The organism is Qipengyuania marincola (genome assembly GCF_029688625.1).
GTDB lineage: Bacteria > Pseudomonadota > Alphaproteobacteria > Sphingomonadales > Sphingomonadaceae > Qipengyuania.
In genome coordinates this window covers 96989-122665 of record NZ_JARULC010000002.1, presented here as the reverse complement: position 1 = coordinate 122665, position 25677 = coordinate 96989, and the positions used below count along the sequence as shown (strand labels likewise).

Below are 25677 nucleotides of genomic sequence, written 5' to 3'. Positions count from 1 at the left end.
TGCTGGCGTCCGGTGGGAAAATTGACTAAGCGGCGCCGCCGCGCAAGGTAGCGGCCGATTTCATCCGCAACTCGTCGCATCGCGCAGGGGTCCGCTATGCCGCCTTTCCTGATCAATATTCTCGGCATAGTCGCGATTCTCGCGATCGCCTTTCTGCTTTCGACCGGGAAACGCCGGATCAAGCTGCGCGTCGTGGGCGCGGCTTTTGCATTGCAGGCGGTCATGGCGCTGCTCGTGCTGCGCACGCCATGGGGCGTCGATGCAATCCAGGCGATGTCGAACGGCGTTATTGCCCTGCTCGACTATTCGAAGGCCGGTATCACCGCGATCTTCGGCCCGATGGAAGGCAATCCCTTCGCCCAGACCTTCGTGATTGCGGCCCTGCCGGTCATCATCTTCTTCGCCGCGCTGGTGTCGATCCTCTATCACTGGGGCATCATGCAGCGCCTGGTGCGCTGGGTCGGCGGGGCGATCGGCTGGATCACCGGGATCAGCAAGGTCGAGGCGCTCGGCAGCGCGGCGAACATCTTCGTCGGCCAGTCCGAAAGCCCGCTGGTCGTGCGCCCCTATCTGGCCGCTCTCACACCGAGCCGCCTGTTCACGCTGATGGCGGTGGGGATGGCGGGCGTGGCAGGCACGATCCTGGCTGCCTATGCCAGCTTCATCGGGGCAGACGCCGTGCCCTTCCTGCTGGCGGCGGCCTTCATGTCCGCGCCGGGCGGCATCCTGATGGCCAAGATCATCATGCCGGACGACGAAAGCCCGCTGGCCCGCGATGCCGCGCAGCTTGCCGGCGTCGAGCCCGATGACGAGATCGTCCTGCCGAAAACGCGCATCAGTGCGGAAGGCCCGGCAGCGCTGACCGAAAGCGGCAGGCCGCACGAGGTCGAAATCGCCGAAACCTTCGAGGAAGGACACAAGCCTGCCAATGTGATCGAGGCAGCGGCACAGGGCACGCAGACCGGCGTGAAGCTCGCCGTGGCGGTGGGCGCGATGGTCATGGTTTTCGTGGCGCTGGTCGCGCTCGCCAACGGCATCCTCGGCGGTATCGGGGGCTGGTTCGGTTATCCCGATATCAGCTTCCAGCAAGTGCTCGGCTGGGTATTCGCGCCGGTCATGTACCTCATCGGCATTCCGTGGGACCAGGCAGGCGCCGCCGGCGGGCTGTTCGGGACCAAGATCGTGCTCAATGAATTCGTCGCTTTCATCGAACTCGGCGCGATGGACGCCAGCGTCCTGTCCGATCGCAGCCGCGCCATCGCCACTTTCGCGCTATGCGGGTTCGCCAATTTCAGCTCGATCGCGATCCAGATGGCGGTCACCGGGGGGCTGGCGCCGAACCAGCGCCCGGTCATCGCCAAGCTTGGCCTGCGCGCGCTGGCGGCTGGCAGTCTCGCCAATCTGATGAGTGCGGCGCTGGCAGGACTCTTCCTGCCGTATTAAAGGGCCTGTCATGACCGAATCGAACACCGATATCGCGGTTGTGTCGCTGGCACAGCCGCTCGAAAGCATTGCCGACGAACTGGGGCGCAGCTTCGAGGAATACGGTTTTGCCGTTATCCGCGATCATGGCATCCCCCAGGACCTAATCGACCGGGCCGAAGCGATGTCGAAAACCTTCTTCGCCCTGCCCGAGGACGTGAAGCGCGCCTACCACATCCCCGGCGGTGGCGGCGCACGCGGCTACACGCCCTTTGGTACTGAGAAGGCCAAGGACGCCAAGGTCCACGACCTCAAGGAATTCTGGCACGTCGGTCGCGAGCTGCCCGCCGGCCACGAACTGTCCGAATACATGGCCGACAATGTCTGGCCCGCCGAAGTGGACGGCTTTCGCGAGACCTTTACCGACCTGTATGCCGCGTTCGAGCAAGCGGGCGCGCGCGTGCTGGAGGGCATCGCCCTGCATCTGGGACTGGAGCGGGACTTCTTCGCCGCCACCGTCGAGGACGGCAATTCGGTCATGCGCCTGCTGCGCTATCCGCCGCTCGAAGGCGCGGAAGCCGAAGGTGCGATCCGGGCAGCGGCGCATGGCGACATCAATACGATCACCCTGCTGCTGGGGGCCGAAGAGGCCGGACTTGAGCTATTGACCGCACAGGGCGAGTGGAAAGCCGTCGCACCGCCCGAAGGGGCGTTGGTCGTCAATATCGGAGACATGCTCGACCGGCTCACCAACGGACGACTGCGCTCGACCACGCACCGGGTCGTCAATCCGCGCGGCGAAGCAGCCTATCGCGCGCGCTATTCGATGCCCTTTTTCCTGCATTTCCGCCCCGATTATATGATCGAGACGTTGCCGCAGTGCATCGACCCGGAGCATCCCGAGGATCATCCCGAACCGATCAGCAGCCACGACTATCTTATGCAGCGTCTGCGCGAGATCAATCTCGCCTGAATTTGCTGCGCTGCAGCATGGCGCTTTCGCCAAATGGCGAAATTTTCGACAAGTTGCGATTCTGCCACACTTCCAAGCGACTGTTCTGCAACAGCTTTTCTCCGCCTGGCGCAAGGTCGGCGGCACTAGGGCGGTCGCTGTCTTGACTCTGTCACAAAACCACCGCTTGGCGGCAACGTACCCGGAATAACCGGGCGCAGCTTCTTCCAAAGCACCGCATTTTTTGGACACGTAAGGGGTCACCTCACATGAAGTTCAAGTATCTTCTGGCTGCATCCGTAGTCAGCACCGCCAGCGCAATGGTCGCTGCCCCCGCCGCCGCCCAGTCGACAGGCTCGGTCGATTTCGAAGACGACGTCATCATCGTTTCCGGCGCCCGTGAAACCGGCGTCGGTGGCGTGGAAAACCCGGACACCACCAAGGCCAAGCAGGTTCTCGGCGAGGAAATCATTCGCCGCCAGCGTCCTGGCCAGACGGTCAATGATATCGTCAACCTGGTCCCAGGTGTCAGCTTCCAGAACAACGACCCCTGGGGTTCGTCGGGTGGCGGCTTCACCATTCGTGGCTTCGGCGCCGACCGCGTTTCGCAGACGCTCGACGGCCTGCCGCTGAACGATTCGGGCAACTACGCCCTCTACACGAACCAGCAGGTCGACCCCGAGGTTCTCGAGAGCGTCAACGTCAACCTCGGCACGACCGACGTCGACAGCCCGACCGCTTCGGCAACCGGTGGCACCATCAACATCCGTACGCGCGAACCCGGCGACGAAGCCGGCCTCGTCGCCACGATGACCTTCGGTGACGTGCTCGCATCGGGTGCAGAAGATACAGTGTACGCACGCGCCTTCGGCATGATCGACACCGGCGACTTCACCGGCATCGGCACCAAGGCCTTTGTCTCGGCGAGCTACACGACCTATGGCGTGCCCTACAATCCGTACGGCCGTATCAACAAGACGCAGTTCAACGGCCGCATCTGGCAGGATGTGGGTTCGAACGGCGATTTCGTGTCTGTTTCGGGTCACCTCAACATCAACCGCAACAATTTCGCCGGTTCGGAAAGCATCGGCGACCTCATCATCCTCGGCGACGACGACCTGACCGATCTGGTCGAGGCAACACTGGGTACGAGCGGCAAGGAAGCGCGCTTCGACCTTTTCCGCCTCTCCGGCGACTATCCGTGCTCGATCGATTCGAGCCTGATCGTGGGTGGTCGCGGCAACGCCGGCGAGGCCGACCGCTATGATGACCGTAACGGTTGCGGGGCTGCCTTTTATCGTCGCTACAACCCGTCGGACACCGGCAACATCCGTGGCGCCTCGCGCTTCACGCTGACCGACAACCTGACCTTCACGTTCGACCCGAGCTACCAGTATGTCAAAGCGAACGGTGGCGGCCCGGACGACCTGCGGGAATCGTTCTTCACCACGGGTTACGAAGACGCCGATGGCAACTTCATCCAGACCGGCAGCTATATCGGTGCGTTCAACGGCGGCTATTACTTCGGCCGCGACCTGAATGGCGACGGTGACCTTTCGGACCGCCTGGCGGGCAACGACCCGAGCCAGACGCAGACGAACCGTTATGGCGTCGTTGCTAACCTGATTTACGACATCAACGACGACCACCGGGTCCGTGTCGCCTATACCTGGGACCGTGCGCGTCACCGCCAGACCGGCCAGATCAGCGCGATGCTGCCCAATGGCGAGCCGATCGACGTATTCTCGATTGATGCGCCTGTCCTCGCTGTCGACGGCAACGAGATCAACAAGCGCGACCGTCTGTCCTTCGCAATCCTGCACCAGGTGTCGGGCGAATATCGCGGCGAATTCGGCGATCTCACTACGGTCCTTGGCCTTCGTGCGCCGTTCTTCACGCGCGAGCTCAACCAGAACTGCTACACCACATCGGCGGGCGGTTTCGTGGACTGCCCCAATCCGGGCCAGGACCTGGCGGGCTACGAGCTTGCGAAGCGGGAAAACGGCGACGACTTTTCCGCGCCGCAGTCGCGTACCTACAAGTACGACAAGCTGCTGCCGAACATTGGCCTGATCTACGACTTCACGCCGACTGCGTCGATCTTCGCCAACTATGCCAAGGGCCTCAGCGTCCCCGGCACGGACCCCTTGTATGATTCGCTCTTCTTTGCCGATGCCGACTTCGCGCAGCCGGTTCCCGAGACGACCGACAGCTTCGACCTCGGTCTCCGCTGGCAGTCGGGTCAGATCGAAGCGCAGCTGGGTGCGTATTACACTCGCTACGAGAACCGCCTTGCGGTTGCCTTCGATCCAGAGGCCAATATGGGCGAAGGCGAATTCGTCTTCCGCAACCTCGGGCGTGTCGACAAGTACGGTGTAGATGGCTCGATCGCATGGCGTCCGAGCCGCAACTCGCTCCTTTACGTCTTCGGGTCGTACAACGACTCCGAGATCAAGGAGGACGTTGCAGTTCCAGGCGGCTTCCTGCCGACTGCGGGCAAGAGCGAATCGGGCACGCCGCAGTATTCGTTCGGCGCACGTGGCCAGATCGCTCTCGGCGACTTCGAATTCGGTGCGCAGGTCAAGCACACCGGGCCGCGTTTCCTGAACGATACCAATCTGGACGTGATCGAAGAATTCGGGCCGGATGGTTCCGAGATCAGCTACAACTTCGGATCGAAGGCTCCGTCCTACACGCTGGTCGATGTCGACGTGCGCTACACGATCGCCGAGAATCCGTTCGGCAAGGACGTGGCGCTGCAGCTGAACGTGACCAACCTGTTCGACGAGTACTACATCGGCTTCTTCGGTGGTTCGCTGGACGATTTCGGCTTTGCTCAGATCGGTGCACCGCGCGCCGCCAGCCTGTCGCTGATCTTCGGCTACTAATGGTGTAACGGTTCCGGGGCACGAATCCCGGACCGACAAAACGCGAGGGCGGCTCCCTTATGGGGGCCGCCCTTTTTCGTTGGGCGGTAGCGGCGCTCAGGCGGCTTCGAGCAGCTCTTCTGCCAGCTGCAGCCTGACTTGCGCAGAGACGCCCGACCGGAGCGCGCGCTCGAGCGCTGCAGCCTTGGCGCCGAGCTCCTCCTCACCGAACATGCCCGCCGTGCCGGCCAGCTTGTGCACCGTGCGCACCAGCTCCTCGACTCCCGTGCCCTCCATCGCCCTGCCCCGCACGGCGGCGGACACCGCTTCGATCGCTTCGCTGCGTCGTTGTCGCCAGCGCTCGTCGAGGGCCTTGTCCGCCTGCGGTCTGCTCTGCGGTCGCCTGATGCGGCCTCCGCCATCATTCGCGTCTGCAATGATCCGCATGGGTAGCCAGCGGGCAAGAGCTGCGGCCAGATCTTCGAAAACGAGGGGCTTCGCAAGATGGGCCTGCATGCCGGCCTCCCGAGCAGCGGCGACGTCTTCGGGATAAGCGTTTGCGGTCAGGGCGATGACCGGCAGCTGCTCCGCGGTCAGCCCCTCGGCGCGAAGGGCGCGGGTCGCGGCATAGCCATCGCAGCCCGGCATCTGGATATCCATCAGCACGAGGTCGAAGGCGAGCCCCGCCTTTTCCGCGGCGATCGCCGCATCGAGCGCGGCGATACCGTCATGCGCCAGCGTCACATTCTGCCCCAGATCCTCGAGCATGGCAGTGACGAGCATGCGGTTCACATCGTGGTCTTCGGCAAGGAGGATGCGCCCGCGCGCCGGCATGGGAAAGTCGGTGGCCCGCCGAGTATGGTTTGTGCTGACAGGTGCCTGATCATGGTCGGCTTCGACGATGGGGATGCGCAGGGTAAAGCGCGAACCGATGCCGGGCATGGAGTCGACACTCAGGGAGCCGCCCAGCAGTTCTGCGAGTTGTCGCGAGATGCTGAGGCCCAGACCCGTCCCGCCAAAGCGCCTCGTGGTCGACCCTTCGGCCTGCACGAACGGATCGAAGATCACGCCCAGGCGCTGTGTATCGATTCCGATCCCCGTATCCTCGACCGAGATGGCGAGTTGCGACTGCTCGCGCATCACGGCGACCTCGATCCCGCCCTTCTCGGTGAATTTGACGGCATTGCCGATCAGGTTCAGCAGAATCTGGCGCAGACGCAGCGGATCGCTGCAGATGACCCCGGGGATGCCAGCTCCGGGCGCAAGGCGCAGGTCAATCCGCTTGCGCTCCGCTTCCGCCTGGTGGAGTTGCACGCAATCCGCGGTCACCTGAGCGATGTCGACTGGCTCGCTGGTGACCTTGAGCTGCCCCGATTCGATCTTCGACAGGTCCAGGATATCGTTGAGCAGCATCATCATCGAGCGGCCCGAGCGCTCGATCAGCCCGGCATATCGCGCCGCCTCCTCGTCAAGATCGCGGCGTTGGAGCAGTTCCGCAAACCCCAGCACACCGTTCATCGGCGTCCGGATCTCGTGGCTCATATTGGCCAGGAACTGCGCTTTGGCGCGTGCGGCATTCTCGGCGTGGAGCGTGGCGCGCTTGAGCTGGCGTTCGAGCAACACGCGGTGGGTGACGTCGCGTGCCGAGACGACGATCCCCTCCCGTTCGCCCGCCGCATCGCGGGCAACTGCACAATCGGCCTCGATGTAGACCGGTTCGTCCTGCGTATCGTTGAGGTAGCGGCGGTAGGTGAATCGCTCCTTCTCCGCTTCGCCGGAATTCAGGCGCTGCTCGGCCGCGTGGATCAGGTCGGCGGCGTCGGGGTGGACTCGTTCGCTGACATGTCTGCCGACGAAATCTTCGGGCGCAAGGCCGAGCACGGCCTGAACCGAAGGCGATGCGTAGGTGCAAATCCCGTCCCGGTTCACGCGCAGGATCGCATCGGTGACGTTCTCTGCCAGGAGCGCGAGCTCGGCCTTCTGATTGGCGAGTTCCGTGGCGATGCGCTGGCGCGTCGACAGCGTCGCGCTGATCGGCAGGCCGACCAGAATGGAGGAAGCCAGAAAGGCTTGCAGCACCAGCAACTGGATGCCTTGCGTGTAATCGACCAGATTGATCGGGCCATACCCGAGTTCCGTGCACACCAGCGCAATCACGGCCACCTTGATGGTCGAGAATGCCGTGCCTGCACTTCCCAGGCGGAATGCGTGGACGACGACGACGGGCGGGATAAGGAACAGCAGCGGATAGGTCGTCTGTGTGAAAACCAGGAGGGTAACCGTCGTACCGCCGAGTGTCAGTACGACCCATTCCACAAGCTTTCCCGTCTTCGGCATCGTCATGCGCCGCGAGGTATCGATCGCAATCATGACCGTGGGCGCCAGGATGAGCATGCTCATCGTGTCGGACGAGACCCATTTGGCGTAGGTCAGCGGCAAGTCGGCGAATGTGGGCAGGAAGGCGAGCAGTGCGACGGCACCGCTCGCCGCGGGCCCGATCACGCCGGCCGCGACGGCGAAATGTCGCAGGTCGCCGATGTCCTCCATCACCGGGGCGCGGCCGCACCATTTGCGGGTCAGTCCCACCGCGACCGCAATCTCGAGGAGATTGGCCGATGCGAGAAGCAGTGCCTGGCTGGCTGCATCGCCGGCCATCAGATTGGCGAGAATATTGCCGGTAAAGATGGCGGCCAGACAGGCCTTCTCGCGCGCAAAGCGAAAGCGGAGGAAGACGGCCACTGCGATGGCATTGGGCAGCCAGACCGCCGCGATCCTGCCGCCACTGCGGGTAAGATCGATGCTGAGGTGAGCCAGAACGAAGAAGGCAAGCATGGCCAGCGCGCAAACGACGATCGAGGTGACTTCCAGCCGCGCGCCTGGCGCCCGGCCAGCAATCTCGTTCACAGTCCGGTCCATCAATTCCTCGCGAAGCCCCTGTTACCTCCGGTGCGCCGCGAGCTGCGGAACACAGGACACATGCGGGCCGTTCCATTTCCCATGGCAAACGAAGCGACGCGCTACGTAGGGGTGAGGAAGCGACCCAACGGGTGGATTATCCTCGCCATATTGTTGATTCATTTGGGCTTGTTCTACGTATTGATCCGTAGCCTGGCGCCCAGCGCGGTCGCGACGGTGGAGCAGTCGGTCGTCTCGGCCTTCACCGTGACGGTGACTGCTCCCGAAGAGCCCGACGATCCGCCGAGCGAGCCCGAACCCGAAGGTGCGCAGGGCGATCCGGGCCGGGAAGCCGTGGCCAAGCCCGTGACGGCGCCCACACCGAAACGCCCCTTGCGCGAGGATCGGCCAGCGCCGCGCGCCGCCTCGACCGGCACCGCCGATACTTCTGGCGCGACCAGCGATGGTGATGGCACGGGCGCGGCCGGGACGGGTCTTGGGACCGGCAGCGGGAATGGCGGAACCGGGCGTGGCGGCGGGGCAGTGACCAAGCCCGAGATCGTCTCGGGGGCGCTCAACTCAGCCCGGGATTTTCCGATACCGCCTGGCGGTCGCGAAGCGCGTATCGGCACTTCCGTGATCGTGAAGGTGACCGTGCTGCCCAGCGGCCGGGCGACCGACTGTTCGATCTATCGGCCCAGTCCGTTTCCCGAAACTGATGCGGCGGTCTGCCGCCTCGTGGTCGAGCGCCTGCGCTTCAGGCCGGCCACCAACAGAGCCGGCGAGCCGGTCGCCGCCCCATTCTATTATCAGCAGCGCTTCTTCAATTAGCGCCGAGGCCGATCAGCTTGCAGGGGAGTAATCCGCCAGAATGCGGATCAGTTCATCCTTGCCATAGGGCTTGGTGAGAAGCCCTTTCGCGCCAAGCTCATCGACGCGGTCCTTCATCTCTCCATATCCGGTCGCCATCCAGAACGGGACGCCCCGTGCCTTGAGTTCCTGCGCAACGCGCTCACTGGATTCCTGCCCGAGATTGTAGTCGAGGATGGCGAGCGCCGGATTGGCCTTTTTCAGGGCATCGAGAGCCCCTGCCACGGTGCTTTCCACCTTCACCTTCTTGACGCCTAGTTCGCGCAGGCAGTCCTCGGTGTCGAGCGCGATGATCATGCTATCCTCGACGAGCAGGATATCTTCCGGGAGCGTGCCCATTTCGCCTGCCGTGTCCTTTTGCTGATTGCTGCGGTCCCGCTTCTCTGCGCCGCTCTTCCATTCGACATGACGGGCGGGGATGCAGAACTTTGCCTTCACGCCTTCGAGGCGATAATCGACCTCGGCCGTGCCTCCCAGCTCATAGGGGATCGAGCGATCGATGATCGTGCTGCCGAAACCGCGGCGGGTCGGTGGCTTTACCGGCGGGCCTCCGATTTCGGTCCACTCGATGACCAGATCGCCCTCGGCCGCATCCTCGTCTTCCCGCCTTACGACGATCCGCAATTCGCCCGAGCTGTCGCTCAGCGAGCCATATTTCGCAGAGTTGGTGATCATCTCGTGGATGACGAGCGCCAGCACCGTATAGGCCTCGGGCAGGATCATGGCTTCCGGCCCGGTCACGGTGAGCCGGTCGCGCTTGCCGGCCAGATAGGCTTCCGCCTCCGTGTCGATCAGCTCTGACAGGGGCGAGGCACTCCAGTTGCCCTTGGTGATATTCTCATGCGCCATGGCCAGCGAGCTGATGCGCCCGCCGACGATCTCGGCGAATGTATCGAGGTCCTGTGCATCGCCCTTCGACTGGTTGATCAGGCCCCGGATCAGATTGAGAATGTTGCGCACGCGATGGTTAAGCTCGGCAATCAGCAATTCCTGCTGCTGCTGAGAGCGCGCCCGTTCCTGCATCGCATCGTCGGTCACACGCAGGATCACCTCGAGCAGGGAAACGCGCAGGCTTTCGGCGATCTGCCGCTCCGCCACAGTCCAGACCGGCGCACGTCCTTCGACCGTTTCCTGCCACGCTTCGAAGCTCTTGCGCGGGGAGAGCCGCGCGCCATTGGGCCCGTATTCGACCGGCTTTTCCGGATTGCCCGCCCATCTGACGGTCTGCTTCAGCGGCTTGCGCCACAGGACCAGATAATCGCGCGGAGTGCGCGAGATCGGGATCGCGAGCGCGCCGACCACACGGTCGGCAAACCGTTCCGCCCTGGGGATCCGTTCGGCGATGGCGTCGGTAGCGAGGATGCGGCTGGTGGCGGAGGAATTGAGCTGCGGCACGATGGCGCGAAACTCCTCCTCGTTCGGTGCACTGCCGCTCTTGTCATAGACGTTGTCGATGAAAATGCTCACCCCGTCATGGGCGATGATCCGCTTGATCAGCGGTTCGATCGTGGGGAGGCTTTCGGCGAGCGAGGAGCCAGCCGCGATATCGCGCATGAGGCGGTCGTGTACCTGCCGGCCTTCCTCGCGCAGCTCCGCGCCTTCCCTCGCGATCGCCCGTTCGAGCGTCAGCGAGAAGATTTCCGAGAACAGCTCTGCGGACGTGCGCTGCGAGAAGGGCAGCTGCTTCGGGCTGTAATGATGGCAGGCGAACAGTCCCCACAGCTTGCCGCCAATGATGATCGAGATGGAAAGCGAAGCCTGCACGCCCATGTTGCGCAGATATTCGATGTGGATGGGCGACACGGCACGCAGCGTGCTCATGCTGAGATCGAGCGGCTGACCGTCCATCGAAATGCCGGGCTCGATCGGAACGGGCTCGTCCTCGATATTGCTGATGATGCGAAACCGGTTGCGCAGGTAAAGCGCGCGCGCCTGGCTTGGAATATCGCTGACCGGATAACGCAGACCGTGGAAGCTCTCGAGATCCTCACGCCGCGCCTCGGCAATGACTTCGCCCGAAAGATCCTCGTGGAACTTGTAGACCATGACCCGGTCGATCGCGAGATTGTGGCGTAGCTGGCGGGCCGCTTCTGCGACCAGGTCCGCGGTGTCGTCGAACTTGTCGAACCGCCCGACCACCGGTCGCAGTGCGGCCAGCTGGCGTTCGAGCTCGCCATCGCAATGGGGTTCCACCTCGACGATGATGTAATCGCCCGAGCAATGCAGGGCACAATCGAAGAGCTTGCCATTGCCCGTCAGATCCAATCCGAAGACGCGTTCGACCTGGTCTGGCAATGCCAGCGCGGCGGCGGTGCTGCGGATCCGTTGCGTGGCATGCTCACTGAAGATTTTCTGGATTCGCTGGCCAAGCTCGATCTCGCCATCATGGCCAAGCATCTCCGCGGCATTGAGCGAATAGTGGCCGACGAACCAATCGCCGTTGAAGGCCAGAAGGGCGCCGAATGGCTGGACCTTGCCCAGCTGGTGGATCGGCTCGCGATCGCAATTGGTCAGGTCGACTATTCTGGACGCTTCGTTCATGCCGCAAGCCTGTGGTCGCCTTCGCGGCTGGCCGCAAGGAAAGTCTCGAACACGCGCTGCGCGCCAGCGATCGCATGGTCATGCAGGGCGTCCGAATACCTCTGTTCCAGATGCGGGCGCAGGTCCTGCCAGAAACGGGGCATGGCGGGGTCGGCCAGGAAGTGATGCGACAATTTGCAGCCCGCGCGACGGCGGCGGTGCAGCATTGCGCGATTGCCCATAGAGGACCCAGCGAGCGCCCATTTTATGCCCCAGGCCTCGTCCGGATGAGCCGGCGCGAAGTCGAGCGATTTGGCGGGCAGCGAAACGCCCAGCTCCTGCAGATCGACCGCGATCAATGCGGTCTGAACCGGAGGGGCCGCGCGTTCCTGCGAGCCCCCCAACCATGCCTCGATCGGTTTTCGAGCGATATACTGGATTGCCAGAAAGCGGGCTAATTCATCGCCGAGCGCCAAAGGCGCCAATTGCCGATCCAAATTGTCATGGAGGGGCCGCGTTGCCGCGTTCAAATCGTCGCGAAGGTTGCCCCGCACGGTAGTCACTGGAGTTACCTTCCCCTCTTCCGCAAGGCCCTCCGCATCGGCCTAACCCGCCTGCGATGCGGGAAGGAGGTCGCGTATAGAACCGACTTAACCTTTGAAGAGTTAAAAGAGTTCCCGGGTTTCAGGCTGATAACCCGTCACGTGGCCTTTCGATCGCTCTCGTCGGTGAGCATCTTCTGGCCCTCGCTGCGGATGGCATTCGCGACCATCGGTTCAACGAAGGAGAGCATGGCAGGGAGCATGATCTCGAACACCACCTGTCCTTCTTCAACGATCACCTGTCCGTCGATCCCCTGGCCCATCGCCTTGACCGAGAGCGTCATGTGATCTTCGTCGGGCCAGCCGGTCGTGACGTCGGCCATGCCGCCAGGCACGAAATTGGCGATCTCGTGACTGCGTTCGCGCAGACGCCGGCGAACCTCTTCCTTGGGCAGGTTGTGGGCGATGGGCACGCGCATCAGCTCTTGTCTTCCAATTGGGGACTTGTTTCGGCGCCGGTGCCGAATTTGTAGTCGAGATAGCGATGCTTGATTGCGAGATCGTCGAGCGAGCCTTCGGCCAGCTGGCGCGTGATCGAGTCGATTTCGCCGCTGATCTTAGACAGGCTGTCGGTCAGCTGTTCGTCGGGTGTGATGCCGGCGCGCTGTTCGGTCCGAAGGTGCGCGGGAATCCTGCGGTAGCTGTCGATCATTTCGGGCAATTGCTCACCCACCAGGCTGCGTACCTCTCGGGCCTTGGGGTGGCCCTGGTCGACCCCTTCCAGCTGCAGGCCGAGTGCGTCGAGCTGAACGCCCATGTCGCCGATGATCTTCGCCGCCGGCGGCGGCAGGGCAGGGCGCTGCGCCTCGAGCCAGAGTTCGGTACGGCCGACCATCTGCTGAACGTTGCCCTTGTTGATATCGGCGCGCTTCGGGGTCTTCACTTTCGGGAAGCTGGAGAACAGCGCCACCGCAATTGCGGTGGCGACCACCACGCCCATCACGCCCCAGAAGCCGATGCCGCTGAATAATGCGCCGGCAATGCCCGCGCCCAGCCAGATCGCGAAGACAGCCAGCACGATGTTTCGCACGCGCAGCCACAGGTTCTTCTGCTTCAGCCGCGCCGACCCTTCGCCGATCGAGGGCGCGCGGCGGTGCCTGCCGCCCGCACGATTGTCGTCGCGCAGCATGCGGCCCTGCTGGATCAGGCGATCACTGTCGCGGGTGAGGTCGTTCACGCCTGCGCCCTCAGTTCTCGATGCTCAGCAGGCCGGAATCGGCAACCTGTTTCTGCGCCTGCGCCTGGCCCTCGGCGCGCGCGATGTAGCCCTTCGACTTCTCGACCTCGTCGGACAGCAGCGTGACTGTCTGCTTCATCGAATCAAGCGCGCGGAGCTTGAACTCGTCGACTTCGTCCATCGTGTCGTAGATGTTCTGGAACGCGCGCTGCAGCGTTTCCAGCGGGATGGTGCTTGCGGCGGCCTGCTCGTGGATCTTGCCGGTCTGGTCGCGCAGCATGGTGCTGGTGCTGTCGATGATGCCCGCAGTGGTATCGTTCAGCGCAGTGATCTGCCCAAGCACGAGCCGCTGGTTTGTCATCGCCTCGGCCACGGTGACCGCAGTGCGCAGCGCGCCGACGGTCGTGGTGCTGGCGCGATCGACGCCCTTCACCAGCTCGACATTGTTCTTCTTGACGAGGTCGAGCGCGAGATAGCCCTGCACGCTCACAGCCATTTGCGTCAGCAGGTCCTGCGTGCGCTGGCGGACGTAAAACAGCGCCGTCTCCCGCACCGCCTTGGCCTTGGCCGGATCGGTCGCGTCGAGCTCGGCCGCTTTCTCCTCCAGCTTGGCGTCGAGCGTGTTGGAGATGTGGATCATCTGTTCCAGATTGCCCATCGCCTCCCACAGCTTCTGCCGCTCCACGTCGATCGCGGCATTGTCCATGATCAGCTCGTCCTTGCCGCTGGCGAGGTTCGAGAGGATCGACTGGATATGCGTCTGCGCGCTCTGGTAGCTGCGGAAGTAATTGGTCAGCTTGTTGCCGAAGGGGATGATGCCGAGGATCTTGCGCGTTCCCGACAGCTTGCCGCGCTTGCCGGGGTCGAGGTCCTCCACGACGCGGCGCAATTCGGCGAGGTTCGCGCCGACGCCCTCGTCCTTGTCCATCGCGCGCACGGGGCGGTCGAGAAAGCGGTTCGACATGCCCGCCGCCGCCATGATTTCCTTGCGGCCCATATTGGTCAGTTGGTCGACCTTCTTGCCGAATTCGGGCGAATTCGTATCGGCGGAAATGAGGTCTTCGACAAAGCCGTCGACCTTGCTTTCGAGCTTGCTCTTCACCTCGTCAGAAACCGGAACGAGCCCCGCAGCCTTTTCGGGCGCGACGGCCGGCACCGGATCGGGCGGCGTCAGGTCGAATTCGGTGGCTGTGGCAGTCGCAGTCTGCGTCTTGCTGTCGCTCATGGTCGCGCGGGTCTCCCGATTACAGGCGCCAAATATCTCTCCACCTGTATTAGGATCGTAAGACACGATCTTCAAGGCGGCATCGCAAGTCTGCGCGCCGTCCGACGATCAGAGCAAGTGTTTTGTCGTTTCCGCCGAAACGGTTCTGGTCAGGCGGCAAGATCCAGCGGCTGGATTTCGCCCGACAGATACAGCCTTTTCGCCTTCGCCCGGCTCAGCTTGCCCGAGCTGGTGCGCGGCAGCGTGCGCGGGGGAACCAGTTCGACGACGCAGCTCATGCCGGTAACGCCGCGGACCTTGTCTGCGATCTGGTTGCGGAGCTTCACCCGCTCCTCGGGGTCGGAGACACGGCAATGCACCAGCACGGCGGGCGCTTCCTCGCCATCGGGCGTATCGATCGAAAAGGCCGCGATATCGCCGTGGTTGAAGCCCGGAAGTTGCTCCACGGCCCATTCGATATCCTGCGGCCACAGGTTCTTGCCGTTGATGATGATCATGTCCTTCGCGCGCCCGACGATGAACAGGTAGCCATCAGCCATGTAGCCCATGTCCCCGGTGTCGAGCCACACTTCGCCATTGGCCTTGGCGACCAGACATTCCTCGGTGGCTTCCTCGTTGCGGAAGTAGGAATGCATCACGCTCTTGCCGCGGCACCAGACCTTGCCGATCTGGTGGTCGCCTTTCACGTGACCTTTTCCGTCGCGGATCTCGACTTCCATGCCGGGGATGGGCTTGCCGCAATTGACGATCGCCCGATAGCGCGCAGGCTTGCTGAGATCGCGCGGACGCCCCGACAATCGTTCTTCCTCGACCAGTTCGACGCGGATGCCTTCGCCGGGCGGCATCACGGTCACGGCCAGCGTCGCTTCGGCCAGGCCGTAGCTCGGCGTGAAGGCGCTGGCCTTGAAACCGGCCTCGGCAAAGGCATTGACGAAGCCCTGCATCACATCGGGGCGGATCATGTCCGCGCCGTTGCCGGCGACGCGCCAGCGCGACAGGTCGAAACGTTCGCCGACATGGCTCTGGCTGGAAATTCGCCGCGCGCAGATGTCGTAGCCGAACGTGGGCGAATAGCTGAGGGTCGTGCCCTCGTTACGGCTGATAAGGTCGAGCCAGGCGAGCGGGCGACGGGCAAAATGCTCGGTCTTGATATAGTCGATCGAGGCCTGGTTCGCGATGACGGACAGGAAACACCCGACCAGACCCATGTCGTGATACCAGGGCAGCCAGCTGACCACCCGATCGCCCTCGCGAAAGTTCATCGAGGTCGAATGGCCTTGGAGGTTGTGGAGCAGTGCCTCGTGAGTCACGGCAACACCGGTCGGGAAGCGAGTCGATCCCGAGGAATACTGGAGATAGCAGATGTCTTCGGGCTGTGCTTCGGGCAGATCGCACTCCGGATCAGGCCGGGTGGCGAAATCTTCCCAGCTCTGTCCCTCGCAGCCCTGGCGCTCGGCGGCAGCTGCCCCCATGTCCCCGATCTCGCCCGGATAGATCAGCAGCTTGGGGTCGCTGCTTTCCAGCTGCACGGCGAGCTGGTCGATATAACCGTCCTTGCCGCCGAAACCTGTCGGCAGCGGCAGCGGCACGGGCCAGGCCCCGGCATAGACGCAGCCGCAGAACAGGGCCGCGAATTCCGCACTCGTTTCTGCGATCAGGGCAACGCGATCGTCCTTGCGGATTCCTGCAGCCGTCAGCTGGCGCGCGGCCTTGAGCGCGTCCTCCCGCATTCGGGAATAGGGATAAACGCGCTGCAACGTGCCGCGCATATCGTGGAAATTGAGGCCCTTTTCACTTCGCGCGGCGTAATCGACCGCTTGGGTGAAGGTCGCGAAATCGGAACGGCGACGGGGTAGGTCGCAATCGTTCGGCGTCGGCGTAAGTGCGGCGTCGGTCATAATAATGTAGCGATACCCGTGGATTATAAGGCGCTCGAGGCCACCCTCATGGTTCCCAAAGGCGTTTGTCTTGGCGCAAACGCCCGTACAGCCTTTCCCATTTGATAAGGACTGTGGCAGGAATATGGCCGATGACCACCGGCCAGGCAACATCCCGTCGTAGAAAGCGCACGCCCAAACCGCTCGACAGGGCGCGGCTGGAAGAACTTGCGCTGGCCTATGTCGCACGCTTTTCCACAAGTGCGGGCAAGCTTGGCGCCTACCTACGGCGAAAGTTGCGCGAGCGCGGCTGGGACGAGGAGGGCGAACCGGATATCGATGCGCTCGTCGCGCGCTTCGTCGAGCGGCGCTATGTCGACGACGAGGCATATGGGCGCGCGAAGGCGCGCGGCCTCCTCGACCGCGGCTATGGATCGCGCCGGGTGGAGGAGGCCCTGCGCGCCGCCGAGATCGGCGAGAGTGTGCGCAGCGAGCTTGTACCTGACGAGGCGGACCGACGGCGCGCCATCTTCGCGCTGGCACGCCGGCGCAAGTTCGGACCTTTCGGTGCGCCGCCTCCGCCGGATGCCCAGGCTGGCCTGAAGCTCCGCGAAAAGCGGCTTGCCGCAATGCTGCGCGCGGGCCATGATTTCGATGCGGCACGGCGAGTGCTCGAAGCCGCCACTGTCGAGGAGCTCGAAGAATGGGTCGCAGAAGCATCAGACGACGGGTGACCAACTGCGCCTTGGCGGCAGCCGGATTCGCGGCGTTGGCGGCCTGCTCTCCGCAACCTGCGGCAGAAGCGAATCCCGCCGCGGAAACCGCAACCGAAGCCACGCACCCGGTCTCGGGGCTCAAAGTCGTTCCGCTGACCGTGTCCGGCGCGTCCGGAACCCATTCTTTCCGCGTCGAACTGGCCGATACTGCCGAGGCGCAGCGGCAGGGCCTGATGTTCCGCACCCAGCTGCCCGACGATGAAGGAATGATCTTCCCCTACGACGGGACGACGGCGCAGAGTTTCTGGATGAAGAATACGCCGCTGCCGCTCGATATCATCTTCATCGGGCCCGACGGCCGGATCAGCAACATTGCCGCGATGACCGAGCCATACTCGCTCGAATCGGTCTATTCGGTCGGACCGGTGCTCGGCGTGCTCGAACTGCGCGGCGGTCTGGCACAAGAGCTCGGGATCGAGCCGGGCGACAAGGTGACGTGGTAGCGCAGAATTTGCGCAAGCGGGCGCTTCCCCCCCGCGCGCGAATCCGCTAACCGGCCCGGCATGAGCTTTCTCGGCAAGATCTTCACCTGGTGGAACGGTGCCACCATCGGCACCATGCTGTGGTCCTCGCGCAATGGCGAGCATGTCGGCACCGACGCGCAGGGCAACAAGTATTACCGTTCGAAAAACAAGCGCGACAAGCTTCCGACGGGCGGCTCCTACACGGCGCGAGAGCGTCGCTGGGTGATCTACGAGGGTAGCAACGACGCCAGCCGCATTCCCTCCGAATGGCACGGCTGGCTGCATGGCGCAGGCGACGACGTGCCCGAAAGCTTCCTGCCGGCGCCGCGGATCTGGGAAGCGGATTACACGCCCAATGCCACCGGGACAGCCGACGCATATCGCCCGGCCGGCGCGCTTGAACGTGGCGGGAAGCGGGCGCGAACCGCCGGCGATTACGAAGCCTGGTCGCCGGACGCGTGAGCTTGGGCAGGGCACTCGTCCTTGGCTGCGCGCTCGCCGTTCTGGGCGCCTGCTCCGATGATCCGCCCGAAACGCCCGCGGCGGTCGAAACCGAGATACCCGAAGAGCTGCAGCAGGTCGAAATGCCGGAGCAGCCGGCCGCGGAAGCCGGGATCGGCACGCCGATGGAAGATCGGGTGGCGACGATCGGGATTCTCAACAAACGCAACAATCTGAGCCAGGATATCGAGCTGACCCCTGGCCAACAGCGCCGGGTGGGGGACATCATCGTCCGCCTGCAGGCGTGCGAGCGCACGGCCCCGTGGGAAATGCCGGAAGAAACCGGCGCCTTCGTTCAGGTCCTGGCGCGCCAGCGCGGTAGCGAGGATCAGTTCCGCCGCATCTTCTCGGGCTGGCTGTTCAAGAATTCGCCCAGCCTGAACGTGGTCGAACACCCGATCTACGATGTCTGGGTAAAGGATTGTGCGATGAGCTTCCCTGGCGAGGAGGGCGACGGCGAAGCCGGTGCGGATGCGGACGAGACAGCCGCTTCGGAATAGCGCGCCATGACTGCCGGGATGGTCTGCAAGGGGCGGCCCATGGCCTGCGACAGCAAATCGAGATAGCTCGCCTGCGGCAGCGCCACGGCCCCCATGCTCGCAAGGTGCGTTGTCATGAACTGGCAGTCGAGCAGGCGGTAGCCGGCCTCGCGCATCACGGCAACCAGCCAGGCGAGTGCGACCTTGCTGGCGTCGGCTTGGCGGCTGAACATGCTCTCCCCGCAGAACACCCGATCGAAGGCGACGCCATAGAGCCCGCCGGCAAGCTCGCCGTCATCCCAGCATTCGATCGAATGGGCATAGCCGGCATCGGCAAGCGCGTTGTAGCTCGCCTCGATCCGGTGGCTGATCCAGCTTTCTGCGTGCTCTTCGCGCGGCTCCGCGCAGGCGGCGATGACCTCGGCGAAGGCCTGATCGCAGGTGATCCGAAAGCGGTCCCGCCGGATGGTCTTACGCAGGCTTTTCGTCATGCGGAAACCGTCGAGCGGGATGACCGCACGCTCCCGCGGCTCGACCCAGTAGACTTCCGGATCGCTGCGGTGATCCGCCATCGGGAAAACACCGGCGCGATAGGCCCGCAGCAGCAGTTCGACGGGAATCACTGGGGATGCAGGAGCGTGCATGGGTGGCACCCTACCAGCTTGCAAAGCCACTTCCTATCGGGGCAGGAGATGCTCCTTGCTATTCGCGCGCACGCATATTAGAGCGCGCCCTCGCTGCAGGGGTGTAGCTCAGCTGGTAGAGCATCGGTCTCCAAAACCGAGGGCCACGGGTTCGAATCCTGTCACCCCTGCCATTTCCCTCTTTCCGCACTTGTCGGCGTGTCATGCCCGCCCTATCGCGCCGCGCATGACAGAAGAAGAAAAGCGCAAGGCGGAACTTGGCGACCGCAAGTTCTATCCGGCACAGCAAGAAGCCGAATTTGAGAAAAAGGGTCTGGAGCAACAGACCCCGCAAACGGCGCATCCCGCCTACAAGCTGGCATTCCAGGACAAGGATTTCCTGCTGCGCGAAGAATTGCGCCCGGTGCGATTCCAGCTGGAGCTGCTGAAGCCGGAAATGCTGCTCGACGAGGCGGGGGTCGGATCGACCATGGTCATGTATGGCAGCGCGCGGATACCGCCGCCCGAGTCTGCGGAAGAGGCGCTGGCAAGCGCGAAGGACCTGCCCGACGACGAGCGCATCGTGGTCGAAAACCTCGTCAAGAAAAGCAAGTATTACGGCGAAGCGCGCAAGCTGGCGCGGCTCGTCACCGAAAAATCGATCATCGAAGGCGGAAAACGCCAGTTCGTCGTCTGCTCCGGAGGCGGCCCGTCGATCATGGAAGCGGCCAATCGCGGTGCGAGCGACGCGGGCGGGGAGAGCATCGGGCTCAACATCATTCTTCCGCACGAGCAGGCGCCCAACAGCTACGTAACGCCGTATCTGTCGCTCAACTTTCATTACTTCGCGCTGCGCAAGATGCACTTCCTCTTGCGCGCAAAGGCTGTGGCGGTCTTTCCGGGCGGCTTCGGGACCTTCGACGAATTTTTCGAGCTGCTGACACTGATCCAGACGGGCAAGATGAAGCCGATGCCGATCCTTTTGTTCGGCAAGGACTTCTGGACCCGCGTCGTCAATTTCGAAGCGATCGCTGAGGAAGGCACGATCTCGAGGAAGGACCTCGACCTCTTCCGCTGGTGCGAAACCGCCGACGAGGCCTGGGCGCATATCAGCGCCTTCTACGACCTCGATCGGTAGGCCGCCTCAGTCGGAGGATAGCGAACGTACGGCCTGATGGCCGAGCGGTCCGCTGCCTTCGCCAAAGCCGGGCGCATTCTCGATCGCGGCGAAGGTGAAGGCGCGGGCGAGGCGCACCGCATGGGTGAGCGGCTGGCCATGGGCGAGAAAGGTCGCGAGCGCGGCAGACAGAGTGCAGCCCGTGCCATGGGTGTGCCGCGTGTCGATGCGGGCATGGCCGAAACTGCCGAGCTTGCCCGAGGCGGAGACGATGCGGTCGATGATCTCGTCTCCGTCACCATGCCCACCCTTGGCCAGGACTAGGGTATCGTGGCGCTTCGCCAGTTCGCCCGCGGCATCGTAAATATCCGCCTCCGCCAGCGTATGGCGGCCGGTCAGCGCGGCGAGTTCGGGCAGGTTGGGCGTGACGAGGGTGGCGATGTCCATCAGCGCGCCGAAAGCCGCAATCGTTGCCTCGCTCGCGAGGTCCGCACCGCTGGTGGCGACCATGACAGGATCGAACACGATCGGCCCGGCAAAGCTGTCGAGGCGCTCGGCCAGCCTCTGCGCGATGTCCGCAGACCCGAGCATGCCGATCTTGATCGCATCGGCGCCGATATCTTCCAGGCAGCTTTCCACCTGGTCCATCACGAGGTCGGGATGCATCGTCTCGATGCCTTGGACACCGCGCGTATTCTGCGCCGTGACGGCGGTGATGGCAGTCATCGCATATCCGCCCAGCATGGCGATGGTCTTGATATCAGCCTGAATGCCGGCTCCGCCCGAACTGTCGGAACCGGCGATAGAGAGAATGCGGGGCGGGCTTGCCTGACGATCCATCTCAGCCCTTGAACCTGCGGGTGGTGGAGGGCGGGAACTTGTCCTGAAGCTTTTTCGCGCGGGTGGGGCGATCCATCAGCTCGCCGCCGCAAGTGGGGCAGATGTCGTCGAGATCATCGGCGCATTGGGCGCAAAAGGTGCATTCGAAGCTGCAGATGAAGGCTCCAGGGGCTTCTGCTGGCAAGTCGGCGCCGCAGCGCTCGCAATCGGGCCGCATCTCGAGCGGCATCAGACGGCGTCCCTCACCGCATCGCAAATCCGGTCAACCACGCGTTCGACCTGTCCGGCATCGTCGCCTTCGGCCATGACCCTGATGACGGGTTCGGTTCCCGACGGGCGGATGACGAGCCGGCCCTTGCCCGCAAGCTCGGTCTCGCTTTCCGCAATGACCGAGCGGACGTTTTCGTGGTCAAGCGGCTTGCCACCGGAATAGCGCACGTTCTTGAGCAATTGGGGAACCGGATCGAACACGTGCAGCAGCTCGCTCGCCGGCTTGCCGGAGCGCACGAGGCTGGCAAGAACGCGCAGTGCGGCCACCGAACCGTCGCCCGTCGTGCCGTAATCTAGCAGGATCATGTGGCCCGACTGTTCGCCTCCGACGTTGAATCCGCCTTCCTTCATCCGTTCGAGCACATAGCGATCGCCAACCTTGGTGCGTTCCAGCGTTAGACCCAAGCTCTCCAGATATCGTTCCAGCCCGAGGTTCGACATGACGGTAGCCACCACGCCGCCCCCGGTCAGCGAGCCACGCTCGTGCATGCGGGTGGCGATCAGCGCCATGATCTGGTCGCCGTCGACGACCGCCCCCTTCTCGTCGACCACGATCAGCCGATCCGCGTCACCGTCGAGCGCGATCCCGATGTCCGCCTGTTCCTCAACAACGCGCGCCTTGATCGCATCGAGCGCCGTCGAACCGACGCCGTCGTTGATGTTGGTGCCGTTGGGAGACACGCCGATCGCGATCACTTCGGCGCCGAGTTCCCAGATGACCGACGGAGCGACCTGATACGCAGCGCCATTGGCGCAGTCGACCACGACCTTGAGCCCGTCGAAGCGGATGTCGCTCGCCACGGACTGCTTGATCGCGTGGATGTAACGGCCCCGTGCATCGTCGATGCGCCGCGCGCGACCGATCCGGTGCGGGTCGACCAGCAGCGGCTTCTGATCCAGCAGGGTCTCGATCGCGGCTTCCGCATCATCGGAAAGTTTGAACCCGTCGGGTCCGAACAGCTTGATGCCATTGTCCTCGAACGGATTATGGCTGGCCGAGATCATCACGCCGAGGTCGGCGCGCATCTCGCGCGTGAGCAGCGCGATGGCGGGCGTGGGGAGCGGGCCGGTCATGATCACGTCCATCCCGACGCTGGTGAAACCGGCGACGAGGGCGCTTTCCATCATGTAGCCCGACAACCGCGTGTCCTTGCCGATCACGACCCGATGGCGATGTTCGCCGCGCAGGAAATGCGTGCCCGCCGCCTGCCCGACATGCATGGCGGTTTCGGCCGTCATAACGCCCTGGTTGGTGCGGCCGCGGATCCCGTCGGTCCCGAAAAACTTGCGTGCCATCTCGTCTGTCCGTCGCTTGCGTTCGGGAGTCCTGTGGCGTGATTGGCTGGCGAAGGAAAGCCCCGCCGCGAACCGGAGCATTTTATCCGACGGCGCTGCAACCCTTGTCGCGTTCACGCGTTGCAGGACCGAACCGGAATTTTTTCACGCCAATCCAGAGGGGATCCCATGGCATTCGAGCTTATCGACCTACCGTATGACGACAAGGCGCTGGAGCCTGCCATCTCGGCCCGCACGCTGTCATTCCACCACGGCAAGCATCACAAGGCCTATATCGACAAGACCAATGCCGCGATCGAAGGCACCGATCATTCGGGCAAGAGCCTGGAGCAGGTGATTTCGGCTGCGCGCGGGTCGGACCAGGGCCTGTTCAACAACTCCGCCCAGAGCTGGAACCACGGCTTCTACTGGCACTCGCTTGCAGCCGAGGAAACCGCAGCTTCGGACGAGCTCAAGTCCATGATCGACCGGGATTTCGGCTCGGTCGATGACCTAAAGGGCAAGCTGAAGGAACGCGGCGCCGGCCATTTCGCCAGCGGCTGGGTCTGGCTGGCCGAAAAGGGTGGCAAGCTGACCATCGAGGAAACCCACGATGGCGACACTCTGGCCGATCAGGACGGCGTCAATCCGCTGCTGGTCATCGACCTGTGGGAGCACGCCTATTATCTCGATCACCAGAATGCCCGCCCGGAATATCTCGAGGCAGTGAACGGCAAGCTCAACTGGAGCTTCGCCAGCGAGAACCTCGCACGGGGCAAGACCTGGACGTACCCGAGCTAAAACCGGCTTCTTCATTGATTGAAAACCCGCGGCGCCATGCGTGCCGCGGGTTTTTTCATGCTATCACTCGGTGGGGCTGTCTTCGCCGCCGGCGAGGATTTCCTGCCCGAACAGCGGCTCCCCGAATATGAAGCCGACGAGGTTGGGGCGGCCGACGTGATCGAACAGCGCCGTCAGCATCAGCAGGATGGGCACCGACAGCAGCGCGCCGAACACACCCCAGATCCACGAGAAATACGACAGGGCGATCAGGATCAGCACCGGGTTCATGGTGAACCGCGCCCCGAGAATCGACGGAGTTATCACATTCGCCTCTACCGTGTGGAGCGCGAGATAGGCGAGGGCCGGCACGAGGCCGAGCAGGATGGTGTCGGCCGTGCCGATGCCGAACAGGCCGAGCAGCGTCACCATCACGATCGGTCCGATATAAGGCAGGAAGTTCAGCAAGGCCGCAAGTCCGCCCCACATGATCGGTGCCTCGATCCCCAGCGCCCAAGCCCCGAGCGCGACGACCACGCCGACCATCGTGTTGATCCAGCCGACCGTGAGGATGTAGGATGCTACGCGATCCTGCACTTCGCGCATAACGCGAGCCGCCTTGATGCTGGTGCCGAAATTTGCGCGGCCGAACAGCAGCCGCTGGCGCAGGCGGATGCGCGCCTCGATCATGAAATAGGCCATGAGCAGGGTCAGCACGGTTTCGAGCACCAGCCCGGGTGTGGCGAAGGCCAGCTCCTCGAGCAGGCTCGGACTCGCCAGAACCACTTCGCGACCACCCTCTCTCTGCATTAGGTCGGCCAGTTGCTGGTTGATCTGTGCCACCCAGGCGAAGCGGCGTTGCAATTCTCCAAAGCGTTCGATGGTCTGGTTCACCATCGCCGGAACATCGTCGAACAGGGCAATGGCCGGCTGAAGAATGAGGGCGAGCGCGAGCAGCAGGACTGCGAAGAACACCAGCAAGGCTATCAAGGAAGCGATAGCATTGGGCAGTCCCCAGCCATTCAGCCGGTCCGCCAGTGGGGAAAGGATGACTGTAAGAACAAGCGCCGTCACGACGGGGAGGAACACGACGGCCCCGATCGACAGGACGAACGGCAGCGCGAGGAACAATCCGAGGCCGATCAGCAGCACCAGCGACGAGATCAGGCGCAATTCCTGCCGGGCAAAGGCCAGCCTGCGCGAAGGCGCGGGCGGGTGAGGCGCGGCCTTTTCGGGCAGCGAGGTCGGCTGCTCCTCCATCGGCCTAAACCGCGTACGGGGTCGAGGACGGTCCGGCGCGCGGCGCGGGGGCCGGTCCGTCAGCTGCGGGCAGCGATGCCATTGCCGGCCGCGACGTCGTCGAGCTCCTCCAGGATCGCCCGGTGGGCCGCATCGTCGTCGATCGACCGCTTCGGAATACTGCCGTCGCTGAGCATGGCATTGAGCGCGGCGCGGGCGCGTCCGACCCGGCTCTTGATCGTGCCCACGGCGCAATCACAGATCGTGGCCGCTTCCTCGTAAGAAAATCCGCCGGCGCCGACCAGCAACAGGGCCTCGCGCCGCTCGGGCGGGAGCGTGAGCAGGGCGCGATGCATGTCCGACAGATGGATCGGTTCTTCCTGGCCTGCGGGTGCAGTCAGGATGCGTTCGGCCACCGTTTCGTCATATTCCCCGCGGAAGCGGTTGCGACGCATGTCGGTGAGATAGGCATTGCGCAGGATGACGAAGGTCCACGCGCGCATGCTGGTACCGGGCTGGAAGCGTTCCTGCGCCGCCCAGGCCTTGAGCAGGGTTTCCTGCACCAAATCGTCCGCCATGTCGGCACGGCCGCACAGGCCGCGCGCAAACGCGCGCAGGTGGGGAACGACTTCCGTCAGTTCCCGCTTGAAGTCGGCCTTCTCGGAGGCCGTTCGTTGATTGCCTCCCATCAGTCCTTCGTATCCAGTTTCTCGAGCAGATCCTTGAAGCTGTCAGGCAGCGGTTCATCCACTACCGAATCGTACAGCCTGCGCAACCCGTTGGCCCACTGGGGGTCCGAGTCCGCAGGCTTTGCGACCTTCGCCCCCTGCTGGCCTGTTGTCTGTGACTTGTCGGAATTCATATCGATCCAGGTATTTCCATTACCACACGCCACCACCCCGCAGT

The 25677-nt window shown here is 63.6% G+C and carries 24 protein-coding genes and 1 tRNA gene; 11 read left to right on the top strand and 14 right to left on the bottom strand.

Annotated elements, in window-relative coordinates; genetic code table 11:
* Positions 1 to 96 precede the first annotated feature (96 nt).
* From P8Q88_RS05755 to P8Q88_RS05745, 3 genes are all read left to right on the top strand, one after another.
* Positions 97 to 1443, top strand: a complete 1347-nt coding sequence (locus P8Q88_RS05755) for a NupC/NupG family nucleoside CNT transporter (protein ID WP_278322893.1) — start codon at positions 97 to 99, stop codon at positions 1441 to 1443.
* A gap of 10 nt (positions 1444 to 1453) precedes the next feature.
* Positions 1454 to 2395, top strand: a complete 942-nt coding sequence (locus P8Q88_RS05750; protein ID WP_278322892.1) for an isopenicillin N synthase family dioxygenase — start codon at positions 1454 to 1456, stop codon at positions 2393 to 2395.
* Positions 2396 to 2643: 248 nt separating this feature from the next.
* Positions 2644 to 5262: a TonB-dependent receptor gene (locus P8Q88_RS05745; protein WP_278322891.1), complete on the top strand. Its 2619-nt coding sequence runs from the start codon at positions 2644 to 2646 to the stop codon at positions 5260 to 5262.
* Between the two features lie 96 nt (positions 5263 to 5358).
* On the opposite strand, the gene P8Q88_RS05740 is transcribed toward P8Q88_RS05745, so the two are convergent.
* Positions 5359 to 8157: an ATP-binding protein gene (locus P8Q88_RS05740; RefSeq protein ID WP_278322890.1), complete on the bottom strand. Its 2799-nt coding sequence runs from the start codon at positions 8155 to 8157 to the stop codon at positions 5359 to 5361.
* Between the two features lie 180 nt (positions 8158 to 8337).
* Here P8Q88_RS05740 and P8Q88_RS05735 point away from each other — a divergent pair, with 180 nt between their 5' ends.
* Positions 8338 to 8967, top strand: coding sequence for a TonB family protein (locus P8Q88_RS05735; RefSeq protein WP_278322889.1), 630 nt, complete (start codon positions 8338 to 8340; stop codon positions 8965 to 8967).
* Between the two features lie 12 nt (positions 8968 to 8979).
* On the opposite strand, the gene P8Q88_RS05730 is transcribed toward P8Q88_RS05735, so the two are convergent.
* The 6 genes from P8Q88_RS05730 to P8Q88_RS05705 all read right to left on the bottom strand — a co-directional run bounded on the left by P8Q88_RS05730 (position 8980) and on the right by P8Q88_RS05705 (position 16428).
* A complete protein-coding gene (locus tag P8Q88_RS05730; protein WP_278322888.1) occupies positions 8980 to 11547 on the bottom strand; it encodes an HWE histidine kinase domain-containing protein in 2568 nt (855 codons plus the stop codon).
* Positions 11544 to 12089, bottom strand: coding sequence for a biliverdin-producing heme oxygenase (locus tag P8Q88_RS05725; protein ID WP_278322887.1), 546 nt, complete (start codon positions 12087 to 12089; stop codon positions 11544 to 11546). Before P8Q88_RS05725 ends, P8Q88_RS05730 begins: the two co-directional genes overlap by 4 nt.
* Positions 12090 to 12226: 137 nt before the next feature.
* Positions 12227 to 12547 carry a polyhydroxyalkanoic acid system family protein gene (locus tag P8Q88_RS05720; protein WP_278322886.1) on the bottom strand — a complete coding sequence of 107 codons (321 nt, stop codon included), beginning with the start codon at positions 12545 to 12547 and terminating at the stop codon, positions 12227 to 12229.
* Positions 12547 to 13305 carry a hypothetical protein gene (locus P8Q88_RS05715; protein WP_278322885.1) on the bottom strand — a complete coding sequence of 253 codons (759 nt, stop codon included), beginning with the start codon at positions 13303 to 13305 and terminating at the stop codon, positions 12547 to 12549. Before P8Q88_RS05715 ends, P8Q88_RS05720 begins: the two co-directional genes overlap by 1 nt.
* 10 nt (positions 13306 to 13315) lie before the next feature.
* Positions 13316 to 14530, bottom strand: coding sequence for a toxic anion resistance protein (locus P8Q88_RS05710; protein ID WP_278322884.1), 1215 nt, complete (start codon positions 14528 to 14530; stop codon positions 13316 to 13318).
* Between the two features lie 149 nt (positions 14531 to 14679).
* Positions 14680 to 16428 carry a fatty acyl-AMP ligase gene (locus P8Q88_RS05705; protein WP_278322883.1) on the bottom strand — a complete coding sequence of 583 codons (1749 nt, stop codon included), beginning with the start codon at positions 16426 to 16428 and terminating at the stop codon, positions 14680 to 14682.
* A gap of 131 nt (positions 16429 to 16559) precedes the next feature.
* On the opposite strand from P8Q88_RS05705, the gene P8Q88_RS05700 reads away from it, so the two are divergent.
* The 4 genes from P8Q88_RS05700 to P8Q88_RS05685 are packed head-to-tail and all read left to right on the top strand — an operon-like array spanning position 16560 to position 18648.
* Positions 16560 to 17141 carry a regulatory protein RecX gene (locus P8Q88_RS05700; RefSeq protein ID WP_278322882.1) on the top strand — a complete coding sequence of 194 codons (582 nt, stop codon included), beginning with the start codon at positions 16560 to 16562 and terminating at the stop codon, positions 17139 to 17141.
* Positions 17138 to 17626: a DUF192 domain-containing protein gene (locus tag P8Q88_RS05695; protein ID WP_278322881.1), complete on the top strand. Its 489-nt coding sequence runs from the start codon at positions 17138 to 17140 to the stop codon at positions 17624 to 17626. The genes P8Q88_RS05700 and P8Q88_RS05695 overlap by 4 nt, the downstream gene beginning before the upstream one ends.
* A gap of 60 nt (positions 17627 to 17686) precedes the next feature.
* Complete coding sequence (locus P8Q88_RS05690; protein WP_278322880.1) at positions 17687 to 18109, top strand: NADH:ubiquinone oxidoreductase subunit NDUFA12; 423 nt, start codon at positions 17687 to 17689, stop codon at positions 18107 to 18109.
* Positions 18106 to 18648: a DUF2155 domain-containing protein gene (locus P8Q88_RS05685; RefSeq protein WP_278322879.1), complete on the top strand. Its 543-nt coding sequence runs from the start codon at positions 18106 to 18108 to the stop codon at positions 18646 to 18648. Before P8Q88_RS05690 ends, P8Q88_RS05685 begins: the two co-directional genes overlap by 4 nt.
* Here P8Q88_RS05685 and aat read toward each other — a convergent pair.
* Positions 18549 to 19271 (bottom strand): leucyl/phenylalanyl-tRNA--protein transferase, encoded by a 723-nt coding sequence (gene aat / locus P8Q88_RS05680; protein ID WP_278322878.1) that lies wholly within the window; start codon positions 19269 to 19271, stop codon positions 18549 to 18551. The genes P8Q88_RS05685 and aat overlap by 100 nt on opposite strands.
* Before the next feature lie 97 nt (positions 19272 to 19368).
* Between aat and P8Q88_RS05675 the strand changes: the two genes are divergently transcribed.
* Both P8Q88_RS05675 and P8Q88_RS05670 read left to right on the top strand, forming a co-directional pair.
* Positions 19369 to 19444: transfer RNA gene (locus P8Q88_RS05675), tRNA-Trp, on the top strand.
* Between the two features lie 53 nt (positions 19445 to 19497).
* On the top strand, positions 19498 to 20388 hold the full coding sequence (locus P8Q88_RS05670; RefSeq protein WP_278322877.1) for an LOG family protein: 891 nt from the start codon (positions 19498 to 19500) through the stop codon (positions 20386 to 20388).
* Positions 20389 to 20394: 6 nt separating this feature from the next.
* Here P8Q88_RS05670 and thiD read toward each other — a convergent pair whose 3' ends face one another.
* From thiD to glmM, 3 genes are read right to left on the bottom strand one after another with little or no spacing between them, the layout of a single operon-like run.
* Positions 20395 to 21207: a bifunctional hydroxymethylpyrimidine kinase/phosphomethylpyrimidine kinase gene (thiD, locus tag P8Q88_RS05665; protein ID WP_278322876.1), complete on the bottom strand. Its 813-nt coding sequence runs from the start codon at positions 21205 to 21207 to the stop codon at positions 20395 to 20397.
* A gap of 1 nt (position 21208) precedes the next feature.
* Positions 21209 to 21436, bottom strand: a complete 228-nt coding sequence (locus P8Q88_RS05660; protein ID WP_278322875.1) for a DUF1272 domain-containing protein — start codon at positions 21434 to 21436, stop codon at positions 21209 to 21211.
* Positions 21436 to 22773 (bottom strand): phosphoglucosamine mutase, encoded by a 1338-nt coding sequence (gene glmM, locus P8Q88_RS05655; RefSeq protein WP_278322874.1) that lies wholly within the window; start codon positions 22771 to 22773, stop codon positions 21436 to 21438. Before glmM ends, P8Q88_RS05660 begins: the two co-directional genes overlap by 1 nt.
* 168 nt (positions 22774 to 22941) lie before the next feature.
* Here glmM and P8Q88_RS05650 point away from each other — a divergent pair, with 168 nt between their 5' ends.
* The gene (locus tag P8Q88_RS05650) at positions 22942 to 23553 is read left to right on the top strand and encodes a superoxide dismutase (protein ID WP_278322873.1); all 612 of its coding nucleotides are present in this window, start codon (positions 22942 to 22944) and stop codon (positions 23551 to 23553) included.
* 63 nt (positions 23554 to 23616) lie between these two features.
* Here P8Q88_RS05650 and P8Q88_RS05645 read toward each other — a convergent pair whose 3' ends face one another.
* Genes P8Q88_RS05645 through P8Q88_RS05635 form a run of 3 tightly spaced genes read right to left on the bottom strand, consistent with a single transcriptional unit; the run spans position 23617 to position 25633 of the window.
* Positions 23617 to 24792: an AI-2E family transporter gene (locus P8Q88_RS05645; RefSeq protein WP_278322872.1), complete on the bottom strand. Its 1176-nt coding sequence runs from the start codon at positions 24790 to 24792 to the stop codon at positions 23617 to 23619.
* Positions 24793 to 24851: 59 nt separating this feature from the next.
* A complete protein-coding gene (locus tag P8Q88_RS05640) occupies positions 24852 to 25460 on the bottom strand; it encodes a sigma-70 family RNA polymerase sigma factor (RefSeq protein WP_278322871.1) in 609 nt (202 codons plus the stop codon).
* Positions 25460 to 25633: a NepR family anti-sigma factor gene (locus P8Q88_RS05635; protein WP_278322870.1), complete on the bottom strand. Its 174-nt coding sequence runs from the start codon at positions 25631 to 25633 to the stop codon at positions 25460 to 25462. Before P8Q88_RS05635 ends, P8Q88_RS05640 begins: the two co-directional genes overlap by 1 nt.
* Positions 25634 to 25677: the final 44 nt, after the last annotated feature.

Excerpts from the sequence above, each read along its gene's own strand:
- P8Q88_RS05755 (WP_278322893.1), top strand. The coding sequence starts at position 97 with ATGCCGCCTTTCCTGATCAATATTCTCGGCATAGTCGCGATTCTCGCG.
- P8Q88_RS05750 (WP_278322892.1), top strand. The coding sequence starts at position 1,454 with ATGACCGAATCGAACACCGATATCGCGGTTGTGTCGCTGGCACAGCCG.
- P8Q88_RS05745 (WP_278322891.1), top strand. The coding sequence starts at position 2,644 with ATGAAGTTCAAGTATCTTCTGGCTGCATCCGTAGTCAGCACCGCCAGC.
- P8Q88_RS05740 (WP_278322890.1), bottom strand. The coding sequence starts at position 8,157 with ATGGACCGGACTGTGAACGAGATTGCTGGCCGGGCGCCAGGCGCGCGG.
- P8Q88_RS05730 (WP_278322888.1), bottom strand. The coding sequence starts at position 11,547 with ATGAACGAAGCGTCCAGAATAGTCGACCTGACCAATTGCGATCGCGAG.
- P8Q88_RS05720 (WP_278322886.1), bottom strand. The coding sequence starts at position 12,547 with ATGCGCGTGCCCATCGCCCACAACCTGCCCAAGGAAGAGGTTCGCCGG.
- P8Q88_RS05710 (WP_278322884.1), bottom strand. The coding sequence starts at position 14,530 with ATGAGCGACAGCAAGACGCAGACTGCGACTGCCACAGCCACCGAATTC.
- P8Q88_RS05705 (WP_278322883.1), bottom strand. The coding sequence starts at position 16,428 with ATGACCGACGCCGCACTTACGCCGACGCCGAACGATTGCGACCTACCC.
- P8Q88_RS05700 (WP_278322882.1), top strand. The coding sequence starts at position 16,560 with ATGACCACCGGCCAGGCAACATCCCGTCGTAGAAAGCGCACGCCCAAA.
- P8Q88_RS05690 (WP_278322880.1), top strand. The coding sequence starts at position 17,687 with ATGAGCTTTCTCGGCAAGATCTTCACCTGGTGGAACGGTGCCACCATC.
- aat (WP_278322878.1), bottom strand. The coding sequence starts at position 19,271 with ATGCACGCTCCTGCATCCCCAGTGATTCCCGTCGAACTGCTGCTGCGG.
- P8Q88_RS05670 (WP_278322877.1), top strand. The coding sequence starts at position 19,498 with ATGACAGAAGAAGAAAAGCGCAAGGCGGAACTTGGCGACCGCAAGTTC.
- thiD (WP_278322876.1), bottom strand. The coding sequence starts at position 21,207 with ATGGATCGTCAGGCAAGCCCGCCCCGCATTCTCTCTATCGCCGGTTCC.
- P8Q88_RS05660 (WP_278322875.1), bottom strand. The coding sequence starts at position 21,436 with ATGCCGCTCGAGATGCGGCCCGATTGCGAGCGCTGCGGCGCCGACTTG.
- glmM (WP_278322874.1), bottom strand. The coding sequence starts at position 22,773 with ATGGCACGCAAGTTTTTCGGGACCGACGGGATCCGCGGCCGCACCAAC.
- P8Q88_RS05650 (WP_278322873.1), top strand. The coding sequence starts at position 22,942 with ATGGCATTCGAGCTTATCGACCTACCGTATGACGACAAGGCGCTGGAG.
- P8Q88_RS05645 (WP_278322872.1), bottom strand. The coding sequence starts at position 24,792 with ATGGAGGAGCAGCCGACCTCGCTGCCCGAAAAGGCCGCGCCTCACCCG.
- P8Q88_RS05640 (WP_278322871.1), bottom strand. The coding sequence starts at position 25,460 with ATGGGAGGCAATCAACGAACGGCCTCCGAGAAGGCCGACTTCAAGCGG.
- P8Q88_RS05635 (WP_278322870.1), bottom strand. The coding sequence starts at position 25,633 with ATGAATTCCGACAAGTCACAGACAACAGGCCAGCAGGGGGCGAAGGTC.